The organism is Pseudomonas syringae group sp. 26L6 (genome assembly GCF_032587815.1).
GTDB lineage: Bacteria > Pseudomonadota > Gammaproteobacteria > Pseudomonadales > Pseudomonadaceae > Aquipseudomonas > Aquipseudomonas amygdali.
In genome coordinates, this window is sequence record NZ_JAWHPJ010000053.1 from 104,301 (window position 1) to 119,983 (window position 15,683).

The window sequence follows — 15,683 nt, forward strand, 5'->3', positions numbered from 1 at the left end:
CAACCTCAATAAATCGTGTCGTCTGCCTGTGCGATATCGACACGGTTGCGGCCCCGGCGCTTGGCCTGATAGAGCGCTTTGTCTGCACGCTGAATCAGGCTTGCCGCTGTTTCTCCCGGGCTGAGTTGCGCAACTCCCAGAGAAATAGTCACTGAGCCTGTATTCGGTATCAACAGACCCTCAACGCCCTCGCGAATGCGATCGGCCAATTCAGCGGCATGATCCAGTGAGCTATCGGGCACGAATATCAGAAACTCTTCTCCTCCCCATCGAGCCGCGACATCCTGCAGGCGGATCCGTTGTTTAAGGATGACTGCAACGCTGGTCAATACCCTGTCGCCAGCAGGGTGGCCATATCGGTCATTGACCGATTTGAAATGATCGATGTCGCCGATGATAAGAGTGAACGGCTTGCCCGATATTCGCGCGGTATCGATGAGCCGCTCAAGGGTGTGTTCCGCCGCCCTTCGGTTGTTCAGCCCGGTCAGCGGGTCGCTGTGAGCAATCTCCAGCAACTTCTGTTCACGGCCCAGCCGAGTGGTTACATCCTGGCTGATGCTGACGTAATGCGTGATGGTTCCCTCCAGGTTACACAGCGGGGAAATGCTGTGTTCTGCATAGAACAGAGAGCCATCCTTGCGCTTGTTGATGAAGGTCGTACGAAAGGGCGTACCACTGGCCAGCGCTTCATTGAATTGCGCATAAAACATCTCATCATGTTTACCAGAGCTGAGCACTCGCGGGTTTTCGCCGATGATTTCCGGCGCGCTGTAACCGGTGATGTTCTGAAAAGCCTCATTGGCAAAAACGATAGTGGCGTTGCAATCGGTAATCATGATCGGATCAAGCGCGGCGTTCAGCGCCTGAGCCAGCAAATGCTGTTCGCGCTCCGCCCGAATGCGCGGGCTGATGTTTTGCTGCACCGATACAAAGTTGCAAACCGCCCCCGCATCGTCGCGCACCGGGGAAATTTTCCACTCGACGACATAGGGGCTTCCGTCCGCGCGGTAATTGACTGTCGACCCTTCGAAAAAGAGGCTCTCGCTCAGGCACTGGCGCATACGCTCGATCACCTGACGATCGGTGTCGCGTCCTTGCAGGATCCTTGGCGAACGGCCTATCAATGCCTCTGCTGCGTAGCCGGTCATCGCGCAGAATGCCGGATTGACATACACAATGAACGGGCCGCCATTGGTCAGATTGGCATCAGTGATCAAAACGGCATTGAATGACTGCTCGACAATTGCTTCAAGCAAGGCCAGGCGCTGGCTGGATGAGGTCATCTGATGTCCTGTCGAGTGATCCGTTGAATTGATCGCGGCTCTGATCAGATGATGGGTGACGCGATGCCGGGCGGGTAGTAAGTGCAGTGAGTTGGACCGCAAGCACCAAGCCTTGTTGCACAGGCACTATACCCACATGACTAAAATGATTTATTGCGCGCGTGACGACGATATCCAGTGCACTGCCGGGCGTTTGCGACCGTGGGGCTGATAGGTACGCTGTTGTTGTGGCATTGGCTGGTGTGAAACGGGGTTGTCCGCATCGGTAAAATGGCTGCTTGTACGAAAGGAATTGGCGCAGAGAGGTCTCTCGTTTGCGCCACATCTGCTAAACAAGGTTTAATCTGTCTCGTGTCGAAAAGCATTTTTTCGGGCTACTATGAAGTCGTTCACGCTCACCTAAGCAGAAGGACCAGGAGGATTCATGCCTAAAGCCGTCAACAAAGCATTGTCTGAAGAGGCCACTCAAAAGCTTGAAGCTCAGATCCCGGCTCAGGCTTCTCTTGCGACACGGATGGCTTACGAAAAAGCCAAGGCAGCTGGTCGTACCGTTGTGCTTTCCAAGGGCGGATTTATCGTTGCCGAACGAGCAGACGGTACCGAGCAAATTGTTTGTGCTTCCAAACCCCGTCGCAGCGTGAAGGCTGGAGTTTGCTTCAAAATCGGCTCTGGGGCGTCCGCCAGTGCCGGTTCCTAGACTCCGTGTATTTGCAGGGCCAAACGGCTCTGGCAAAAGCACCATTAAGCGTCTTCTTGATCCTGATTTAATCTATATATACGTTAATGCTGACGACCTGGAACGTGAGGCGGGAGAGAACGGTTTCATAGACCTCTCGCCTTTCTCCGTGAGCCTCGATCAGCAAGCGTTTCAAGACTTTTTTACTTCTCATCCGTTGATCGTCAGAGAACAGCTGGGGGCTCAGGCTGAGCATTTCACTGTTGTCGGTCAATCCCTGATGATCGACTCGATCCAGATAAATTCGTACCACTCATCGGTCGTCGCTGACTTCATCCGGCATCAATTGCTTGAACAAGCCGCCAGCTTCACTTTTGAAACGGTTATGTCAGACCGCTCCAAGGTTGATTTCATCAAGAAAGCCAGGTCGTTGGGATACCGCACATACTTGTATTTCGTTTCAACCGAGGCCCCGGAAATCAATATCAACCGGGTTGCCATTCGTGTTGGCGAAGGAGGGCACGACGTTAAGCCAGAAACGATACGTGCTCGTTATCATAGGTGTCTGGCACTGCTTCCTGAGGCCATTCAAGCGTCAAGTCGAGCTTACTTGTTTGACAACTCCGGGGCGGAGGCAGAACTTGAAGTTGAAATCACCGACGCCTTGGCAGTGGAGTACAAATTCGATGATGTGACCGAATGGTGCAGCTCGGCAATTGATGCACTTGACCGGCTTGTCACTCACAGCTGACAGACACTGCAGACCGCAACAGACCTCATGACCTCCTCCAGAGCTTCCGACCTTCACGTCCTCGGCACATTCCTGCCTGACACCGAGCGACTAGGCCCAGCTCCGCACTGCAGGTTCGCTGGTTTTCAGATAATCAACGACCTATCGATGGTAAGGCAGTGGCGTCAGGCAGGTGATATCCAGCGCAATGTTGTTCATGTTTTACGCCCGGACAGTTCTAGATGGCCGTCGCAACTCAACAGCGCCTGTAATCTTTCCTGGCCGACGTCGACCGGAACTATCCACCAGTGGGTACGATTGTCGTAACGGGCACCGTCAGGAATGGTCACGGCTTTACCGGCTTTTGGTGGATGTTTGTCAAAATACGCGTTGATGGATTCAGCAAAAAAATTCGCATCTTTGTCAGGGCAGTGCATTTCGTCGCCATCACCACTTTGCGCCAGCCATGCAACCGAGAGGATCAACAGCACCAATAATACGGCTCGTGTCATTGTGGGCTTCCATTTCCGGAAAGTGCTGACGATAGCGTTAATAGCTGAACAACAACGGGCACGCTGTTTTCCTCTAAAAGACGTTTTGTCCAACTCACGTATCGCATTTTCCCGAATCTGCCGTCCGGTTTTTCTGAAGCTCTTGTGGATAACATCACTACCGGCAAGCGCGACTCATGTGGACTAGGCATATTGACCGGGAAAACCATCGACGTTCCGAACGTGGCAAACGACCGGCGCTTTTCGCAAGAATGGAAAGCGCTCTTCGCCCGACGCGTATAGCAGGTCGCAGAAATCCAACGCGCTTATTCTGGGCGAGCTTGAGCTCCGTATTCGACATCTGTTTCTGACAATTGGCGGTATCGCCAATCTGATCTTGAAACGATCTCCCGACGCCCGTTCACCGGCAAACTCGGCAGAAGCAGCTGATAATCTTCAATGCTTCATGCTTCATGCTTCATGCTTCATGCTTCATGCTTCATGCCGCCGCCGCGCATCACTGAGCATCGATATCGTCAGCTTGCGCACTTCGAGTTTGCTGATTTCCACATGAGAGCGCAGTAGCAGCAGCGCTTCGTCCCGTTTGCGTGCCTGCAATGCATTGAGGATCGCGGCGTGCTCCAGGTAGGTATGTTCGATACGGGCGCTTTTGAAGAAGTCCAGCCTGCGCACGATGCGAATGCGCTCGGTCACTTCCTGATGAACACGAGCCATTTCCAGATTGCCCGAGGCGGCCACCAGTTGGGTGTGAAACTGCTCATCGAGGTCGGCGACCACTTGCATGTCTATCTGCCACTGGCTGCGATCAATCAGCCAGTGCTGGCGCAGCACATTGAGTTCCGGATGCACCTCGTGGGATGCACAGATACGCTCGACCGCAGCACATTCAAGCACGATGCGCAGATCGTACAACTGGTCTATCTGGTCGAAATCCAGCGGCTTGACTGACCAGCCCCGTCGAAACTCGACATCCAGATAACCCTCACGCTGCAGCCGGTACAACGCGTCACGCACCGGCGTGCGTGACACCTGATAACGGTCTGCCAGTTGCGTTTCGGTGAAGCGGTCGTAGGGCAGCAGATAGAAGTCGAAGATCTCCTGCTTGAGCCGACGATAGACGTCCTCTGCCAGCGCGTTGGTGGTGTTGGGGGAATTCAAGGGCGTGGCTCCAGGCTGCTCAGGTCAATGCTGACATGTGCCGCAACGACTTTCCAGCCGCCGTCCAGGCGTGCCCAGGTTTGCATCTGCCGTCCCAGACGCTCAGTAACGCCATCGTGAAACTCGGTGCTGACGGTGGCGAAGTCTTCACCGAAGGTGCTCACCACGGTGCGCAATAATGTGCGACCGGGCCCGACTGGCTGACAGTGGCGTCGATAGCGCGCGATGGCTTCGGCACCGTGCAGGTTTTCCGCGACGCCATAGCGAACGGTTTGTTCGGAATTCCAGAAATACGCATCCAGTGTGGTCAGCTCGTTGGCCAGCAGGGCGCGCTCGTAATCAGTGAAAGCGTGGGTCACTTCGGCGACGATGTGCGCAAGATTGATGTCCATCAGGATGTACTCCTTGTTTGCAGGGCCTGTTGCAGATCGGCCAGCGACGCTGCACGCCCGACAATCGCGTTTTGTGCGGTGATCATGTCCAGAGTGGCTTGTTTGAAGGTTGGGAAATAGCTTTCGGTCGCATCCTCGATCAGCAGGCAGCGATAACCCCGATCACTGGCTTCGCGCATGCTGGTCTGCACGCAAACTTCGGTGGTAACGCCTGCGAAGATCAAATGCGTGATGCCAGCGTCGGTCAGCCGCTGATGCAGGTCGGTGGCGAAGAACATGCCCTTGCCGGGTTTGTCGATGACCCACTCGCAGGCGAGCGGCGTCAGGCTGTCGATAATCTGATTGCCGGGTTCGCCGCGAATCAGGATACGCCCCATCGGGCCAGAGTCGCCGATGCGCAGACCTGGCGAGCCGTGGGCCAGCTTGGCGGGCGGGCAGTCGGCAAGGTCCGCGCTGTGCGATTCACGAGTGTGTATCACCGTGATGCCCTGATCACGGGCCAGCGCCAGCAGTTGTTGCACCGATGGCACGATGGCCTGCAACGGTACGACATCGTTGCCCAGCGCGGCACCAAAGCCGCCGGGCTCGAGGAAATCGCGCTGCATGTCGATGATCACCACAGCGGCACAGGAGGGGGCGAACGTGAAACAGTCCGGACGCGCATTGACGCTGATCATACCGGTTCTCCGGCCAGCTGTTCGGCACCGGCCATGTGTCGACCCAGCTCGGTTCGATCAGCGACCGCTGCGCTGGTTTCAAAAACCAGTTCGCCGTCATGAATGACCACGATGCGGTCTGCCAGGCTCAGCAGCTCGTCGAGGTCTTCACTGAGCAGCAGGACCGCTGTGCCGCTGTTACGTGCGTCAATCAGGCGCTGGTGGATAAGCGCGACGCTGGCAAAGTCCAGGCCGAATACCGGATTGGCGACGATCAGCACCGCGACGTCAGGGGGCAGTTCTCGCGCCAGTACAGCGCGCTGGACATTGCCTCCCGACAAGGTGCCGATAGGGCGGTTCGGGTCGTTGGGCGAGACTTTGAACTGTTCGATCAGGGTGCGTGCCTGTGCGCCTATTGCATGACGATCAAGACGCCAGCCCTGACGGCACAGCGGCGCCTGGTCGAAGTTGCGCAGGGCCAGATTGTCGGCCACGCTGAAGCTGCCGATACAGGCGTTGCGCAAGGGCTCCTCGGGCAGGCTGAACACGCGCAGGCGCTGCATTTGTTCACGCTGCGCATGGTAGGGCTGGCCATCGACCGATATCTGTCCGGCACTGAATGGTCGCTGGCCGAGCAGGGCTTCGGTGAGTTCGCGCTGGCCGTTACCGGAAATACCCGCAACCCCGACGATCTCTCCCGGATGCACCGCCAGAGAAAGGTTTTTCACCGCCAGCGTGCCTTTGTCACCGGGTACATCCAGCCCCTCCACTTGCAACTGAGGCGTGCGGGTTGCCATTACCGGCCGATCGTTGCTCACGCTGCGCACTTGCGCTTCGCCCATCATCCAGGCGGCCATCTGCTGCGTGGTGGTATCGGCCACTGTCGCTGTACCTACCCAGCGACCTTTGCGCAGCACAGTAACGTCATCGGCATAGGTGCTAACCTCGCGAAACTTGTGGGTGATCATCAGCACGGTGAGTTCACCGCGATGCGCCATCGACTGCATCAGCCCCAGCACTTCATCGGCCTCTTGCGGCGTGAGTACCGAGGTCGGTTCATCGAGAATGATCAGCCGACGCTGCAGATACAACTGCTTGAGGATTTCCAGTTTCTGTTTTTCACCGGCGGCCAGGCTGCTGACCGGCCGATGGATATCCAGACGAAAAGGCATCTTTGCCATGAAGGCTTCGAGACGCTCGTGCTCGCGGGTCCAGTTGATACGCCACGGCAGATCACCGCGTGAGAGCACCAGGTTTTCAGCCACGCTCAGGCCCGGCGCGACGGTGAAGTGCTGATACACCATGCCGATATGCAACTGATGAGAATCGCGCGGGGTGCTGATCGCATGCTCGCGGTTGTTGACCAGAATACTGCCCGATTGCAGCGGGCTGTAGCCGATGATGCCTTTGACCAGCGTGCTTTTGCCGGCGCCGTTCTCGCCGAGCAGGGCGTGGACGGTGCCGGCGCGGACCTTGAACGACACCTCGTCGAGTGCGCGAAACGTACCGAAATGCTTGCTGGCACCAATCGTCTCAAGGCTCGGGGCGTGCATGTTCATGCTCCAAACAGGTCGCGAAACATCGAGGAATGTCCCACTGCGCCGAATACACCGCCCTGCATTTTGACCATGCTCAGTGCCGCCGCATGGTTGGCGGGATCGGTCGCGCCGCAGCAGTCCTCCAGCAGCACGCACTCGAAGCCGCGGTCATTGGCTTCGCGCATGGTGGTGTGCACGCAGACGTCGGTGGTGATGCCGGTCAGGATCAGGTTGTCGATGCCGCGTGTGCGCAGGATCAGTTCCAGATCGGTGGCGCAGAAGGAGCCTTTGCCGGGTTTGTCGATAATGATTTCGCCGGGCAGCGGTGCCAGCTCGTCGATGATTTCCCAGCCCGGTTCGCCACGTACCAGAATCTTGCCGCAGGGACCTGGGTCGCCGATTCCCGCGCCGATGCGTTGCGAGCGCCAGCGTTTGTTGGCTGGCAAGTCACTGAGGTCCGGGCGGTGGCCTTCTCGGGTATGAATAATGGTGAAGCCGAGCGGGCGCATCACCGCCAACAGTGCCTTGATCGGCTTGATGGGCGCACGGGTCAGCGCCAGGTCGTAACCCATGCTGTCGACGTAGCCGCCGACGCCACAGAAGTCGGTCTGCATGTCGATGACGATCAGCGCGGTGTTGTGCGCATGCAATTGCCCGTTCCAAGGCCAGGGGTAGGGCGCCGATGCAATATGACGTTCACTCATGGCATTACTCCTCCCAACTGCTGGGGTAGGTTTGAAGTCGCGCTCGGGGGCCGCAAACCCGCACGAGCTGCCATCGGTATGCACGACATCGTTTTCCCAGGGCAGACGGTATTGGCCTGTGGTCAGATCATGCATGTAGGTGTAAGGACAGTCGCGCGCGCCACCCTTGACCGCCACATAGCCGCGATGGCCGAATTGATAGATGTTGTTCTCCACGCCCCAGTGCACACGGGCCTCACGGACCAGATCGGGGCGCAGTTCGCAGCAGACGATTTCGTCGGCCCGACCGCCGCCTTCAGCCATGATCGTGCCGTCGAAGTCGACGAACATGGCCTCGCCCATGGAGTCGAATGTGCCGTCGGAGCCACACATACAGACGCTTGCGGTCTGCATCAGGTTGGTGAAGGCATTGCTCTGGTTGGTGATCTTCCACGAGTGACGGATCGGTGCGGTGTAACCCGCGGTGCGCAGCATGATGTCGGCACCCTTGTAGGCGCACTCGCGGGCCATTTCCGGAAACATGCCGTCGTGACAGATGATCAGCGCCAGCTTGCTGCCACGCGGCCCATCGCAGACCGGAATACCCAGATCGCCAGGTTCCCAGGGCTCGACCGGCACCCACGGATGGAGCTTGCGGTAATACAGGCGAATCTCGCCGAGATCGTCGACGATCAGGCCGCTGTTGAATGGATTGCCGTGCGGGTTGGCCTCCATGATCGAGAAACAGCCCCATATGTGCTGCTCCCGGCACGCCTCGCGCAGCGCCATTACTTCCGGCCCGTCGAGGCTGCACATGATCTCTGGCGCGGTGCTCATCGACAGGCCGTGAAGCGAGTACTCGGGAAACACGATCAGGTCCATGCCCGGATTGCTGCGTCGCGCCTTGGCCACCATGCTGACCACTTTCTGCGTTTGTGCCCACAACGCCTCACGGGTGTGCGGATCAGGCAGCGCCAGTTGCGCCAGGCCGATCACCACACCATTGGGCGACTTGTTCAAACCACCAAGACCACTGGCCATGTGCATGCCTCCTCGAAAAGATCAGTTCATCGCGTCAGGCTGAGCTCGCCAGGTGCGCCGTTCAGGGTGCGACCACGGCGGCAAGTGGCATACATCACCACCAGCGTCAGCGCATAAGGTGCTGCGGCAAACAGGTAGTAGCCGGTGCTGATACCGACCGCTTGCAGGGCCGGGCCGATGGCTCCGGCAGCGCCGAACAGCAACGATGCCCACAGGCACGCCAGTGGACGCCAGCGGGCAAAGATCACCAGCGCCACGGCCATCAATCCTTGCCCGCTGGACAGCCCTTCATTCCAGCTGCCGGGGTAGTAAAGCGACAGGTAAGCGCCGCCTATTCCGGCCAATCCGCCGCCGACCGCTGTCGCCAGAATGCGCACCTTGAGCGGTCGATAGCCCAGCGCCTGAGCGGTTTCGGCGTGGTCGCCGACCAGGCGCAGCATCAGCCCCCAGCGTGTGGTGCGCAGCCCCCAGTGCAGTACGAATGCCAGCGCTGCGCCGACGAAGAACAGCACATTGATATTCAGCGCCGAACGCACCCGTTCTTCGTCGCTCCAGGCACCCAGCGCCAATGAAGGCAGCATGGGCGCTTGCGGCTGGATAAACGCCTTGCCTAGAAAAAACGCCAGCCCGGTGCCGAGCAGAATCAGCGCGATGCCGAACGCGATGTCGTTGACCCGAGGTAACGAGCACGCCAGGCCGTGCAGCAGCCCCAATAAAATGCCGACCCCGGCGGCAGCGCCAACGCCCAGCCACGCCGAGCCGCTCAGGCACGCCACGGCGTATCCGGACATCGCGCCGGCAACCAGAATGCCTTCCAGCCCCAGATTGATCCGGCCACTTTTCTCGGTCAGGCATTCGCCCAGGCTGACGAACAAAAAAGGTGTGCCGACGCGGATAGCTCCGGCCAGCAGGGCGAGGAGAAAGGTAGTCAGGTCGATATCAGCCATGTTGCAGTGCTCCCTTGTCGAGTGACGCGGGCGACGTCGTCAGCCTGATCTTCCAGGCGGCGATACGCCCACCCAGGGCTTCCCAGAGCAGCAGATTGGTGAACAGCAGACCTTCAAGAATCAGCGTGGTGGCGTCCGGCAGGCCAAGCCGTCGTTGCAGCAGCCCACCACTGGCTTCCAGACCACCCAGCAAAATGGCACAAACGACAATGGCCAGCGGATGATGGCGTGCGGCAAAGGCGACCAGAATGCCACTGGTGCCGTAGCCGGCAATCAGCGCGGCGTTGGCGCTGCCTTGCACTGCGGTGACCTCGAACATGCCGGCCAGACCCGCTGCCGCGCCGCCCAGCAGGCAACTGAGCAGGATCAAGCGGTCTACCGGAAGACCGATCATCAACGCCGTGCGTACGTTGCCGCCGACCACGGCGAGGGCAAAACCCTTGATGCTGTGGCGCACCAGCACATACGCCAGCAGACACGCGACCACGCCCGCCACCAGCCCCCAATGCACCTCGAAACTGTCGCTGATGGTGCCGAGCATATAGGCATCGTCCAGCGGTGGAGTCGAAGGCTTGTTCAGGCTTGCCGGATCGCGTAACGGCCCTTCCACCAACTGCCGGAACAGCGCCAGAGCGATGTAGGAAAGCAGCAGACTGCTGATCGTTTCGTTGACTCCGCGACGCTGGCGCATCCAGCCACTCAGACCGATCCACAGCGCGCCGACGCTCATCGCCGCCAGGGCCATGCAGACGAGCATCACCCCGGGTGACAAAGGGCCGAGCCACAAGGGTGTCACTGCCGCTGCCAGACCGCCCAGTACCAGCGCGCCTTCGCCGCCAATAATGATCAGCCCGGCCCGGGCGGGCAGGGCCACACAGAGTGCGGTCAACATCAATGGCGCTGCACGCTGCAAGGTATTTTCCAGGGCGAACCATGAACCAAACGCGCCTTCGCCGACCAGTTGCAGGGCTTGCCAGGCAGGTTTGCCCTGAACCGCCAGAAACAGCCCGAACAGCACGCACGAGGAAAACACCGCCAACACCGTAGGCAGCCCCGGCAACAGCGCGCTGGCGAGGCGACGCAGACTAATGGATAGGCTCATGAACATTCCTCAGAGCTGGCCAAGTACACCTTCGACCAGGTAATTCATGCTCTCCAGGGCGATGTCGGTCTGGCCTTGTGACACACCATCGGCAATCACCACTGCGCCTTTGTTGTCCTTGAGTGGGCCTTTGAAAATCACGAACTGACCGGCCATCATCTGCGCCTTGATGGCATCCGCTTTCTGTTTGGCGTCGGCTGTTACCGCAGGCCCGTAGGCGGACGTTTTGACGAAGCCTTCCTTCAGCCCGCCACGCAGGAAGTTGATCATCGGCGCGCCGCTCTGGGCTGCCGCGACGTGAGCACGATAAGGCGTCTCCCAGTTCCATTCGGCACCGGTCAGGTAGCCCTTGGGCGCCAGCGCAGCCTGGCTGGCGTGGTAGCCACAGGTCATCACACCGCGCTTTTCAGCCGTCTCGACGATCACCTTGGGGCCGTCGACATGGCAGGTCAGCACGTCACAGCCCTGGTCGATCAGGCCGTTGGCGGCTTCTGCTTCCTTGACCGGCAACGACCAGTCACCGGTAAAAATCACCGTGGTCACGATGCTCGGGTCTACCGAGCGTGCGCCCATGGCAAAGGCATTCAGGTTGCGCAGTACCTGAGGCACAGGCTTGGCGGCGACGAAACCGAGTTTTTTGCTCTTGCTCATGTGCCCGGCAATCACGCCGTTCAGGTATTGCGCTTCGTCGATGTAACCGAAAAAGCTGCCCGCATTGATCGGGTCCTTACCTTTCTGCCAGAGGCCGCCGCAATGCGCGAAACGCACGTCCGGGTACTTTTTCGCGACCTTGACCACATGCGGCTCAAAGTAGCCGAATGAGGTCGGAAAAATCAGTGTCGCACCGTCCTGACGGATCATGGCTTCCATTGTCTTCTGCACGGCCACGGTTTCCGGAACGTTTTCTTCCTCGATCACTTTGACGTTGGGCAGCGTCTTGATGATGGCCGCTGCTTGGGCGTGGGCCTGGTTGTAACCAAAGTCGTCGCGAGCGCCGACGTAGATGAAACCCACCACCAGCGGCGCATCGGCTGAGTAGGCACGACCAAACGGCAGTGCTGCGCTCAGGCCGATAATGCCTGCCAACTTGATGAAACTGCGACGATCAACGTTCGACATGCGTGCTACCCCTGATCAATGAGTGATGGAAGATGTGTGCGCGGCGCGGTAGGCGCGCCAGCCTTTGAAATCAGTGATGTCCAGCGCGCCCTCAAGGCCGGCTGGCTCACAGATGAAACCCTTGACCCACTGGCCGTCGGCCAATTGCAGAGAACCAATGCCCAATGGCGCGGGAATCGCGGCGACGAAGGCCCCGAACAGGTTCAGCGGCATTTCCCAGACCTCGACTTCGATGCGCTCGCCCTGGTCAGGCACACGCACCAGGCCCGGCTTCGGTGGCGAAGTCCCGGCCAGTGCATACAACCGGTAATCTGCGCTGGTGGTTGTGATACGCAGCAGACGGGCACTGCCTTCGAGCAATTGCCAGTTGAGCGGCTGGCCGACGAGGTGCGCGCCGACAACCGCGACCTGCACGACAGGGCTGTTGCGGGGCAGGGGTGCCATCGCGACGGCTTCGCTCTGGTCTGCCTTGCCGAAGAGTGGCTGCCAGGCTGCGGCTATTTCTGCCAGGCGTTGGTCGGCACCGGCGGGGCCGATCAGCGTGATGCCCGCAGGCAAACCGTCGGCACGGCGCTCTGCCGGGACGGCGAGGGCGCACATATTCATCAGGTTAACGAAGTTGGTGTAATAGCCGAGCTGTGAATTGAGCTCGACCGGATTGGCGAGCACTGCATCAATGGTCGGCATACAGGGCGCCGTCGGGACCACCAGCACATCGACCCCGGCCAGCAGTTGCTGGGCTGTTCGCGTCAGTTCCGCCAGTCGATAGCGGGCATTGAATGTGTCCACGGCATCAAACGAAGCGGCGCTCTGCAGGATGCCGCGCACCACTTGGTGAACATCGTCAGCATGGGTGGTGAAGAATTTGCCTACCGCTGCCCTTCGCTCGGCCACCCATGGGCCTTGGTACAGCAGGGCCGCCGCTTCGGCGAAGACATCGAAGTCGATGGGTTCGACAGTCACCAGCGGGTCGCTTTGCAGGGCTTCCAGGGTTTTGATGTAAGCCGTTTGCGCCTGAGCATCACCGAAGAACTCGCAGTGCCTTGGCACCGCGACACGCCGAGCCCTGCGCTGCACCGCCAATGCCTGCACGGCCACACTGGCCGGGTCGAGCGGATCATAAGCCGCGATGACCTGCGCCACTTGCCAGGCTTGTAGCACATCCCCGGCAAATATCGACGAGCAGTCCAGCGTGCGGCAGGCAGGCACGACGCCTCGGCTGCTGAACAGGCCAAGGCTGGGCTTGAGCCCCACGATACCGTTGAAACCGGCGGGTACTCTGCCTGATCCTGCCGTGTCCGTGCCGAGTGCAAAACTCACGTAGCCACGCGCGACGGCCACCGCCGAGCCGGAGCTTGAACCGCCGCTGACGTAGGCCGGGTCGTGGGCATTGCGCACGGCCCCATAGGGCGAGCGGACACCCACCAGACCGGTGGCGAATTGATCGAGATTGGTCTTGCCCATCAGTATCGCGCCACTGTCGAGCAGTAGCTGGACGACGTGAGCATTTTCCTTGGGCGTGTAGGCGAAAGCCGGGCACGCAGCCGTGGTCGGCATTCCGGCCACGTCAAAATTGTCCTTGACCGCAAACGGCACGCCGAACAGCGGCAGTTGCTCATACACCGAATCGCCCGCTTCTGCGGCAATGCTTTCCAGTGTCTTCGCCCTTTCAAGAAGCTGCGTCACGGGCACGCGATGAATCCAGACTTCCGCCCGGTCATCCGCATCAATGTGCGCCGTCAGGGTTTGCACAAGTGCCGTCAGGGTTGTTTGACCTGAACGTAACGCCGACTGAAGTTGGAAAATATCGAGTGCGGTCATAGTGGTGTTCATTCATGTATACAAGATGAACTGGCACGTTTGCACGTTATGGGCCAAGGTTGACCGAAGGCGGATTGGCAGGGGATTAAAGGCTGTTAGCGAAGTTTTTTGACGCAGTCATGCGTCATCTTTGCGCTTGAACGCGGCAATGTGCACAACGATGGATCACGGCATATCCATTGTGCAGGCAGTGGTGGCGTCAGCCGGACAACCGGTTTATCGGTCTCCGCTGACGTTAATGCGTTTGCCTCAACTCTGGCAGAACCTGATGCGGTTGCCGAACGGATCGCAGACTTCAAGTACCTGGCCCCAGCCCTGCTGAACAATGCCGGGTCGTGCATAACCGTACTGCTTGCCAAGCAGCTCATCGCGCAATTGCTCGATGTTTTGAGTGGGAATAAACACTGCAGCCCCCGGACAGGCGTCGCCGTGATGTTCAGAAAGGTGCAAATGCAGCCCGTTGCGGCTGATCCCCAGATACAACGGCAGATCGGCCTCGAAACGATGCTCGAATTCGACGCTGAAACCGAGAAAGTCGAGGTAGAACTCACGCGCTTTGCGTTCGTCGAACATCCGCAGGATCGGGATGGCACTGTCGAAAGTCACAGTGGCTTGCTCGGTCGTGGACATGACTATTCCTTTATTGAAAACGATCGATTGTTTGATGTTTACAGGTGATGCATGTTTGCTGACCCGAACTTGCCATCCAGGGCCTAAGCCTGATGCGGTCAGGCCGCAGGTTTGACCGGAAATGAGACGAAAGGCTTTATCTCCTTCAAGACGAACATGCTCTGCATCTCTTTAATCCCGGGCAGCCTTCTGACCACCGTCATGGCGAAGTCGGCAAACGAATCCAGGTCGCGTGCCACCACCTGAAGCAGAAAGTCGGCATCTCCGCCGATGCTGTAGCACGCCACGACGTTCTCCAGTTGCATGACTTCCTGCTCGAATTTTCTTGCCTCGGCTTCACTGTGAGAGTCGATGCTGACCCGAATGAACACCATGACACCCAGCCCGATCTTGCGACGGTCCAGCACCGCTTTGTAACCCAGCACATAGCGATGCTCTTCAAGTTGTTTGACCCGTCGCCAGCAGGGCGAGGCAGACATGCCGATCTGATCGGCCAGGGTCTGATTGGTGATCCGGCCGTCCTGTTGCAGGGCCGTGAGGATCCTCATATCAATCGAGCTTAACGTCGGTGAGGTCATAAATACCGTTACTCCTCCTGGATGGGGAAACTTATACCGGTTTCAGCCGCGCAGCCAGTAAGAACAGGTGATTTTTTCCGGCTTCAAGCGCGTAGTATTTTTGAACATGGAGCTTGAGCAGGCTCTGTATTCAAGCTGGCTGTTACATTTCAAGGAGTGCTACATGCTGGATCTGACTCAGGTTCTTACGTACTCGGCAGCGCTGGGCATTGCCGCAGCCATTCCCGGCCCTGGCATGGCTGCACTGGTTGCGCGCAGTGTCAGTGGCGGTGCGCTGTCAGGCTTCTGCCTGCTGGCCGGTCTCATCCTGGGGGATCTGACCTATCTGTCATTTGCAGTATTTGGCCTTGCCATGATTGCCGAACACTTCAATGCGTTGTTTCAGGTCGTGCGTTGGGGGGCCGCGATTTATCTGTGCTACCTGGCCTGGCAGTTCTGGTTCGCAGACCATCAAGCCATAGAAATCGGAAAATCAGCAAAGAAAAAAGAGTTGCTGTCTGCGGCCGCTTCAGGATTGACCATCACCTTGGGCAACCCCAAGACCATTGCCTTTTATCTGGCGCTTTTACCGTTGGTCATCAATCTCGAAACGGTTTCTTTGCAGACGTGGGGGCTGGTTCTGGTGCCGTTGACCGTGCTGGTGTTGCTTGGCGTCGGTGCAGTATTCATATTTGCCGCATTGCGCATTCGACATTTATTGTCGAGCGAGCGCGCCCAGAGAAAACTGTTTCGCGGTGCGGCAGCAATCATGGTAGCGGCGGCAGCGTCGATGCTGGTGCGCTGATCTGCCTGGAGGGTAGATGAGGCCGTTGATGGC

16 protein-coding genes and 2 pseudogenes are annotated in these 15,683 nt (G+C 58.7%); 4 read left to right on the forward strand and 14 right to left on the reverse strand.

What is annotated here, in order from left to right:
• Positions 1–5 precede the first annotated feature (5 nt).
• On the reverse strand, positions 6–1,283 hold the full coding sequence (locus RYA97_RS20710; RefSeq protein WP_316893028.1) for a diguanylate cyclase: 1,278 nt from the start codon (positions 1,281–1,283) through the stop codon (positions 6–8).
• Between the two features lie 424 nt (positions 1,284–1,707).
• Here RYA97_RS20710 and RYA97_RS20715 point away from each other — a divergent pair, with 424 nt between their 5' ends.
• A complete protein-coding gene (locus RYA97_RS20715) occupies positions 1,708–1,980 on the forward strand; it encodes a hypothetical protein (protein WP_005745863.1) in 273 nt (90 codons plus the stop codon).
• Complete coding sequence (locus RYA97_RS20720) at positions 1,967–2,710, forward strand: hypothetical protein (protein ID WP_005745864.1); 744 nt, start codon at positions 1,967–1,969, stop codon at positions 2,708–2,710. The genes RYA97_RS20715 and RYA97_RS20720 overlap by 14 nt, the downstream gene beginning before the upstream one ends.
• A 194-nt stretch (positions 2,711–2,904) precedes the next feature.
• On the opposite strand, the gene RYA97_RS20725 is transcribed toward RYA97_RS20720, so the two are convergent.
• Entirely contained in the window at positions 2,905–3,201 is a 297-nt protein-coding gene (locus RYA97_RS20725; RefSeq protein WP_005745865.1) for a hypothetical protein, read from the reverse strand.
• 63 nt (positions 3,202–3,264) lie between these two features.
• Here RYA97_RS20725 and RYA97_RS20730 point away from each other — a divergent pair.
• Positions 3,265–3,601, forward strand: a pseudogene (locus RYA97_RS20730) (hypothetical protein); the annotation flags it as partial.
• 71 nt (positions 3,602–3,672) lie between these two features.
• Here RYA97_RS20730 and RYA97_RS20735 read toward each other — a convergent pair.
• The 12 genes and pseudogenes from RYA97_RS20735 to RYA97_RS20790 form a co-directional block, all read right to left on the reverse strand.
• Positions 3,673–4,359, reverse strand: coding sequence for a GntR family transcriptional regulator (locus RYA97_RS20735; protein ID WP_002552364.1), 687 nt, complete (start codon positions 4,357–4,359; stop codon positions 3,673–3,675).
• Positions 4,356–4,751 (reverse strand): oxalurate catabolism protein HpxZ, encoded by a 396-nt coding sequence (gene hpxZ / locus RYA97_RS20740; protein WP_002552365.1) that lies wholly within the window; start codon positions 4,749–4,751, stop codon positions 4,356–4,358. Before hpxZ ends, RYA97_RS20735 begins: the two co-directional genes overlap by 4 nt.
• Positions 4,751–5,428, reverse strand: a complete 678-nt coding sequence (locus RYA97_RS20745; RefSeq protein ID WP_316893031.1) for an isochorismatase family cysteine hydrolase — start codon at positions 5,426–5,428, stop codon at positions 4,751–4,753. The genes hpxZ and RYA97_RS20745 overlap by 1 nt, the downstream gene beginning before the upstream one ends.
• Entirely contained in the window at positions 5,425–6,960 is a 1,536-nt protein-coding gene (locus RYA97_RS20750; RefSeq protein WP_057405391.1) for an ABC transporter ATP-binding protein, read from the reverse strand. Before RYA97_RS20750 ends, RYA97_RS20745 begins: the two co-directional genes overlap by 4 nt.
• A gap of 2 nt (positions 6,961–6,962) precedes the next feature.
• Positions 6,963–7,649 carry a cysteine hydrolase family protein gene (locus tag RYA97_RS20755; protein WP_057405470.1) on the reverse strand — a complete coding sequence of 229 codons (687 nt, stop codon included), beginning with the start codon at positions 7,647–7,649 and terminating at the stop codon, positions 6,963–6,965.
• Positions 7,650–7,667: 18 nt separating this feature from the next.
• A pseudogene (locus RYA97_RS20760) lies at positions 7,668–8,669 on the reverse strand (formamidase); the annotation flags it as partial.
• Between the two features lie 26 nt (positions 8,670–8,695).
• Positions 8,696–9,616 (reverse strand): ABC transporter permease, encoded by a 921-nt coding sequence (locus RYA97_RS20765; protein WP_005745872.1) that lies wholly within the window; start codon positions 9,614–9,616, stop codon positions 8,696–8,698.
• Positions 9,609–10,718, reverse strand: a complete 1,110-nt coding sequence (locus tag RYA97_RS20770) for an ABC transporter permease (RefSeq protein WP_005778208.1) — start codon at positions 10,716–10,718, stop codon at positions 9,609–9,611. Before RYA97_RS20770 ends, RYA97_RS20765 begins: the two co-directional genes overlap by 8 nt.
• 9 nt (positions 10,719–10,727) lie before the next feature.
• Positions 10,728–11,837, reverse strand: coding sequence for a BMP family ABC transporter substrate-binding protein (locus tag RYA97_RS20775; RefSeq protein WP_005778210.1), 1,110 nt, complete (start codon positions 11,835–11,837; stop codon positions 10,728–10,730).
• 15 nt (positions 11,838–11,852) lie between these two features.
• The gene (atzF, locus tag RYA97_RS20780; protein WP_005778213.1) at positions 11,853–13,658 is read right to left on the reverse strand and encodes an allophanate hydrolase; all 1,806 of its coding nucleotides are present in this window, start codon (positions 13,656–13,658) and stop codon (positions 11,853–11,855) included.
• Between the two features lie 249 nt (positions 13,659–13,907).
• A complete protein-coding gene (locus tag RYA97_RS20785; protein ID WP_005778215.1) occupies positions 13,908–14,288 on the reverse strand; it encodes a glyoxalase superfamily protein in 381 nt (126 codons plus the stop codon).
• A gap of 98 nt (positions 14,289–14,386) precedes the next feature.
• Positions 14,387–14,866, reverse strand: a complete 480-nt coding sequence (locus RYA97_RS20790) for an Lrp/AsnC family transcriptional regulator (RefSeq protein WP_005778217.1) — start codon at positions 14,864–14,866, stop codon at positions 14,387–14,389.
• 163 nt (positions 14,867–15,029) lie between these two features.
• Between RYA97_RS20790 and RYA97_RS20795 the strand changes: the two genes are divergently transcribed.
• Positions 15,030–15,650: a LysE family translocator gene (locus RYA97_RS20795; RefSeq protein WP_016980452.1), complete on the forward strand. Its 621-nt coding sequence runs from the start codon at positions 15,030–15,032 to the stop codon at positions 15,648–15,650.
• The last annotated feature ends 33 nt before the right edge of the window (positions 15,651–15,683 follow it).

Coding starts and splice junctions, on each gene's coding strand:
- RYA97_RS20785 (WP_005778215.1), bottom strand. CDS start 14,288: ATGTCCACGACCGAGCAAGCCACTGTGACTTTCGACAGTGCCATCCCG.
- RYA97_RS20755 (WP_057405470.1), bottom strand. CDS start 7,649: ATGAGTGAACGTCATATTGCATCGGCGCCCTACCCCTGGCCTTGGAAC.
- RYA97_RS20715 (WP_005745863.1), top strand. CDS start 1,708: ATGCCTAAAGCCGTCAACAAAGCATTGTCTGAAGAGGCCACTCAAAAG.
- hpxZ (WP_002552365.1), bottom strand. CDS start 4,751: ATGGACATCAATCTTGCGCACATCGTCGCCGAAGTGACCCACGCTTTC.
- RYA97_RS20710 (WP_316893028.1), bottom strand. CDS start 1,283: ATGACCTCATCCAGCCAGCGCCTGGCCTTGCTTGAAGCAATTGTCGAG.
- RYA97_RS20725 (WP_005745865.1), bottom strand. CDS start 3,201: ATGACACGAGCCGTATTATTGGTGCTGTTGATCCTCTCGGTTGCATGG.
- RYA97_RS20775 (WP_005778210.1), bottom strand. CDS start 11,837: ATGTCGAACGTTGATCGTCGCAGTTTCATCAAGTTGGCAGGCATTATC.
- RYA97_RS20765 (WP_005745872.1), bottom strand. CDS start 9,616: ATGGCTGATATCGACCTGACTACCTTTCTCCTCGCCCTGCTGGCCGGA.
- RYA97_RS20795 (WP_016980452.1), top strand. CDS start 15,030: ATGCTGGATCTGACTCAGGTTCTTACGTACTCGGCAGCGCTGGGCATT.
- RYA97_RS20770 (WP_005778208.1), bottom strand. CDS start 10,718: ATGAGCCTATCCATTAGTCTGCGTCGCCTCGCCAGCGCGCTGTTGCCG.
- atzF (WP_005778213.1), bottom strand. CDS start 13,658: ATGACCGCACTCGATATTTTCCAACTTCAGTCGGCGTTACGTTCAGGT.
- RYA97_RS20790 (WP_005778217.1), bottom strand. CDS start 14,866: ATGACCTCACCGACGTTAAGCTCGATTGATATGAGGATCCTCACGGCC.
- RYA97_RS20745 (WP_316893031.1), bottom strand. CDS start 5,428: ATGATCAGCGTCAATGCGCGTCCGGACTGTTTCACGTTCGCCCCCTCC.
- RYA97_RS20750 (WP_057405391.1), bottom strand. CDS start 6,960: ATGCACGCCCCGAGCCTTGAGACGATTGGTGCCAGCAAGCATTTCGGT.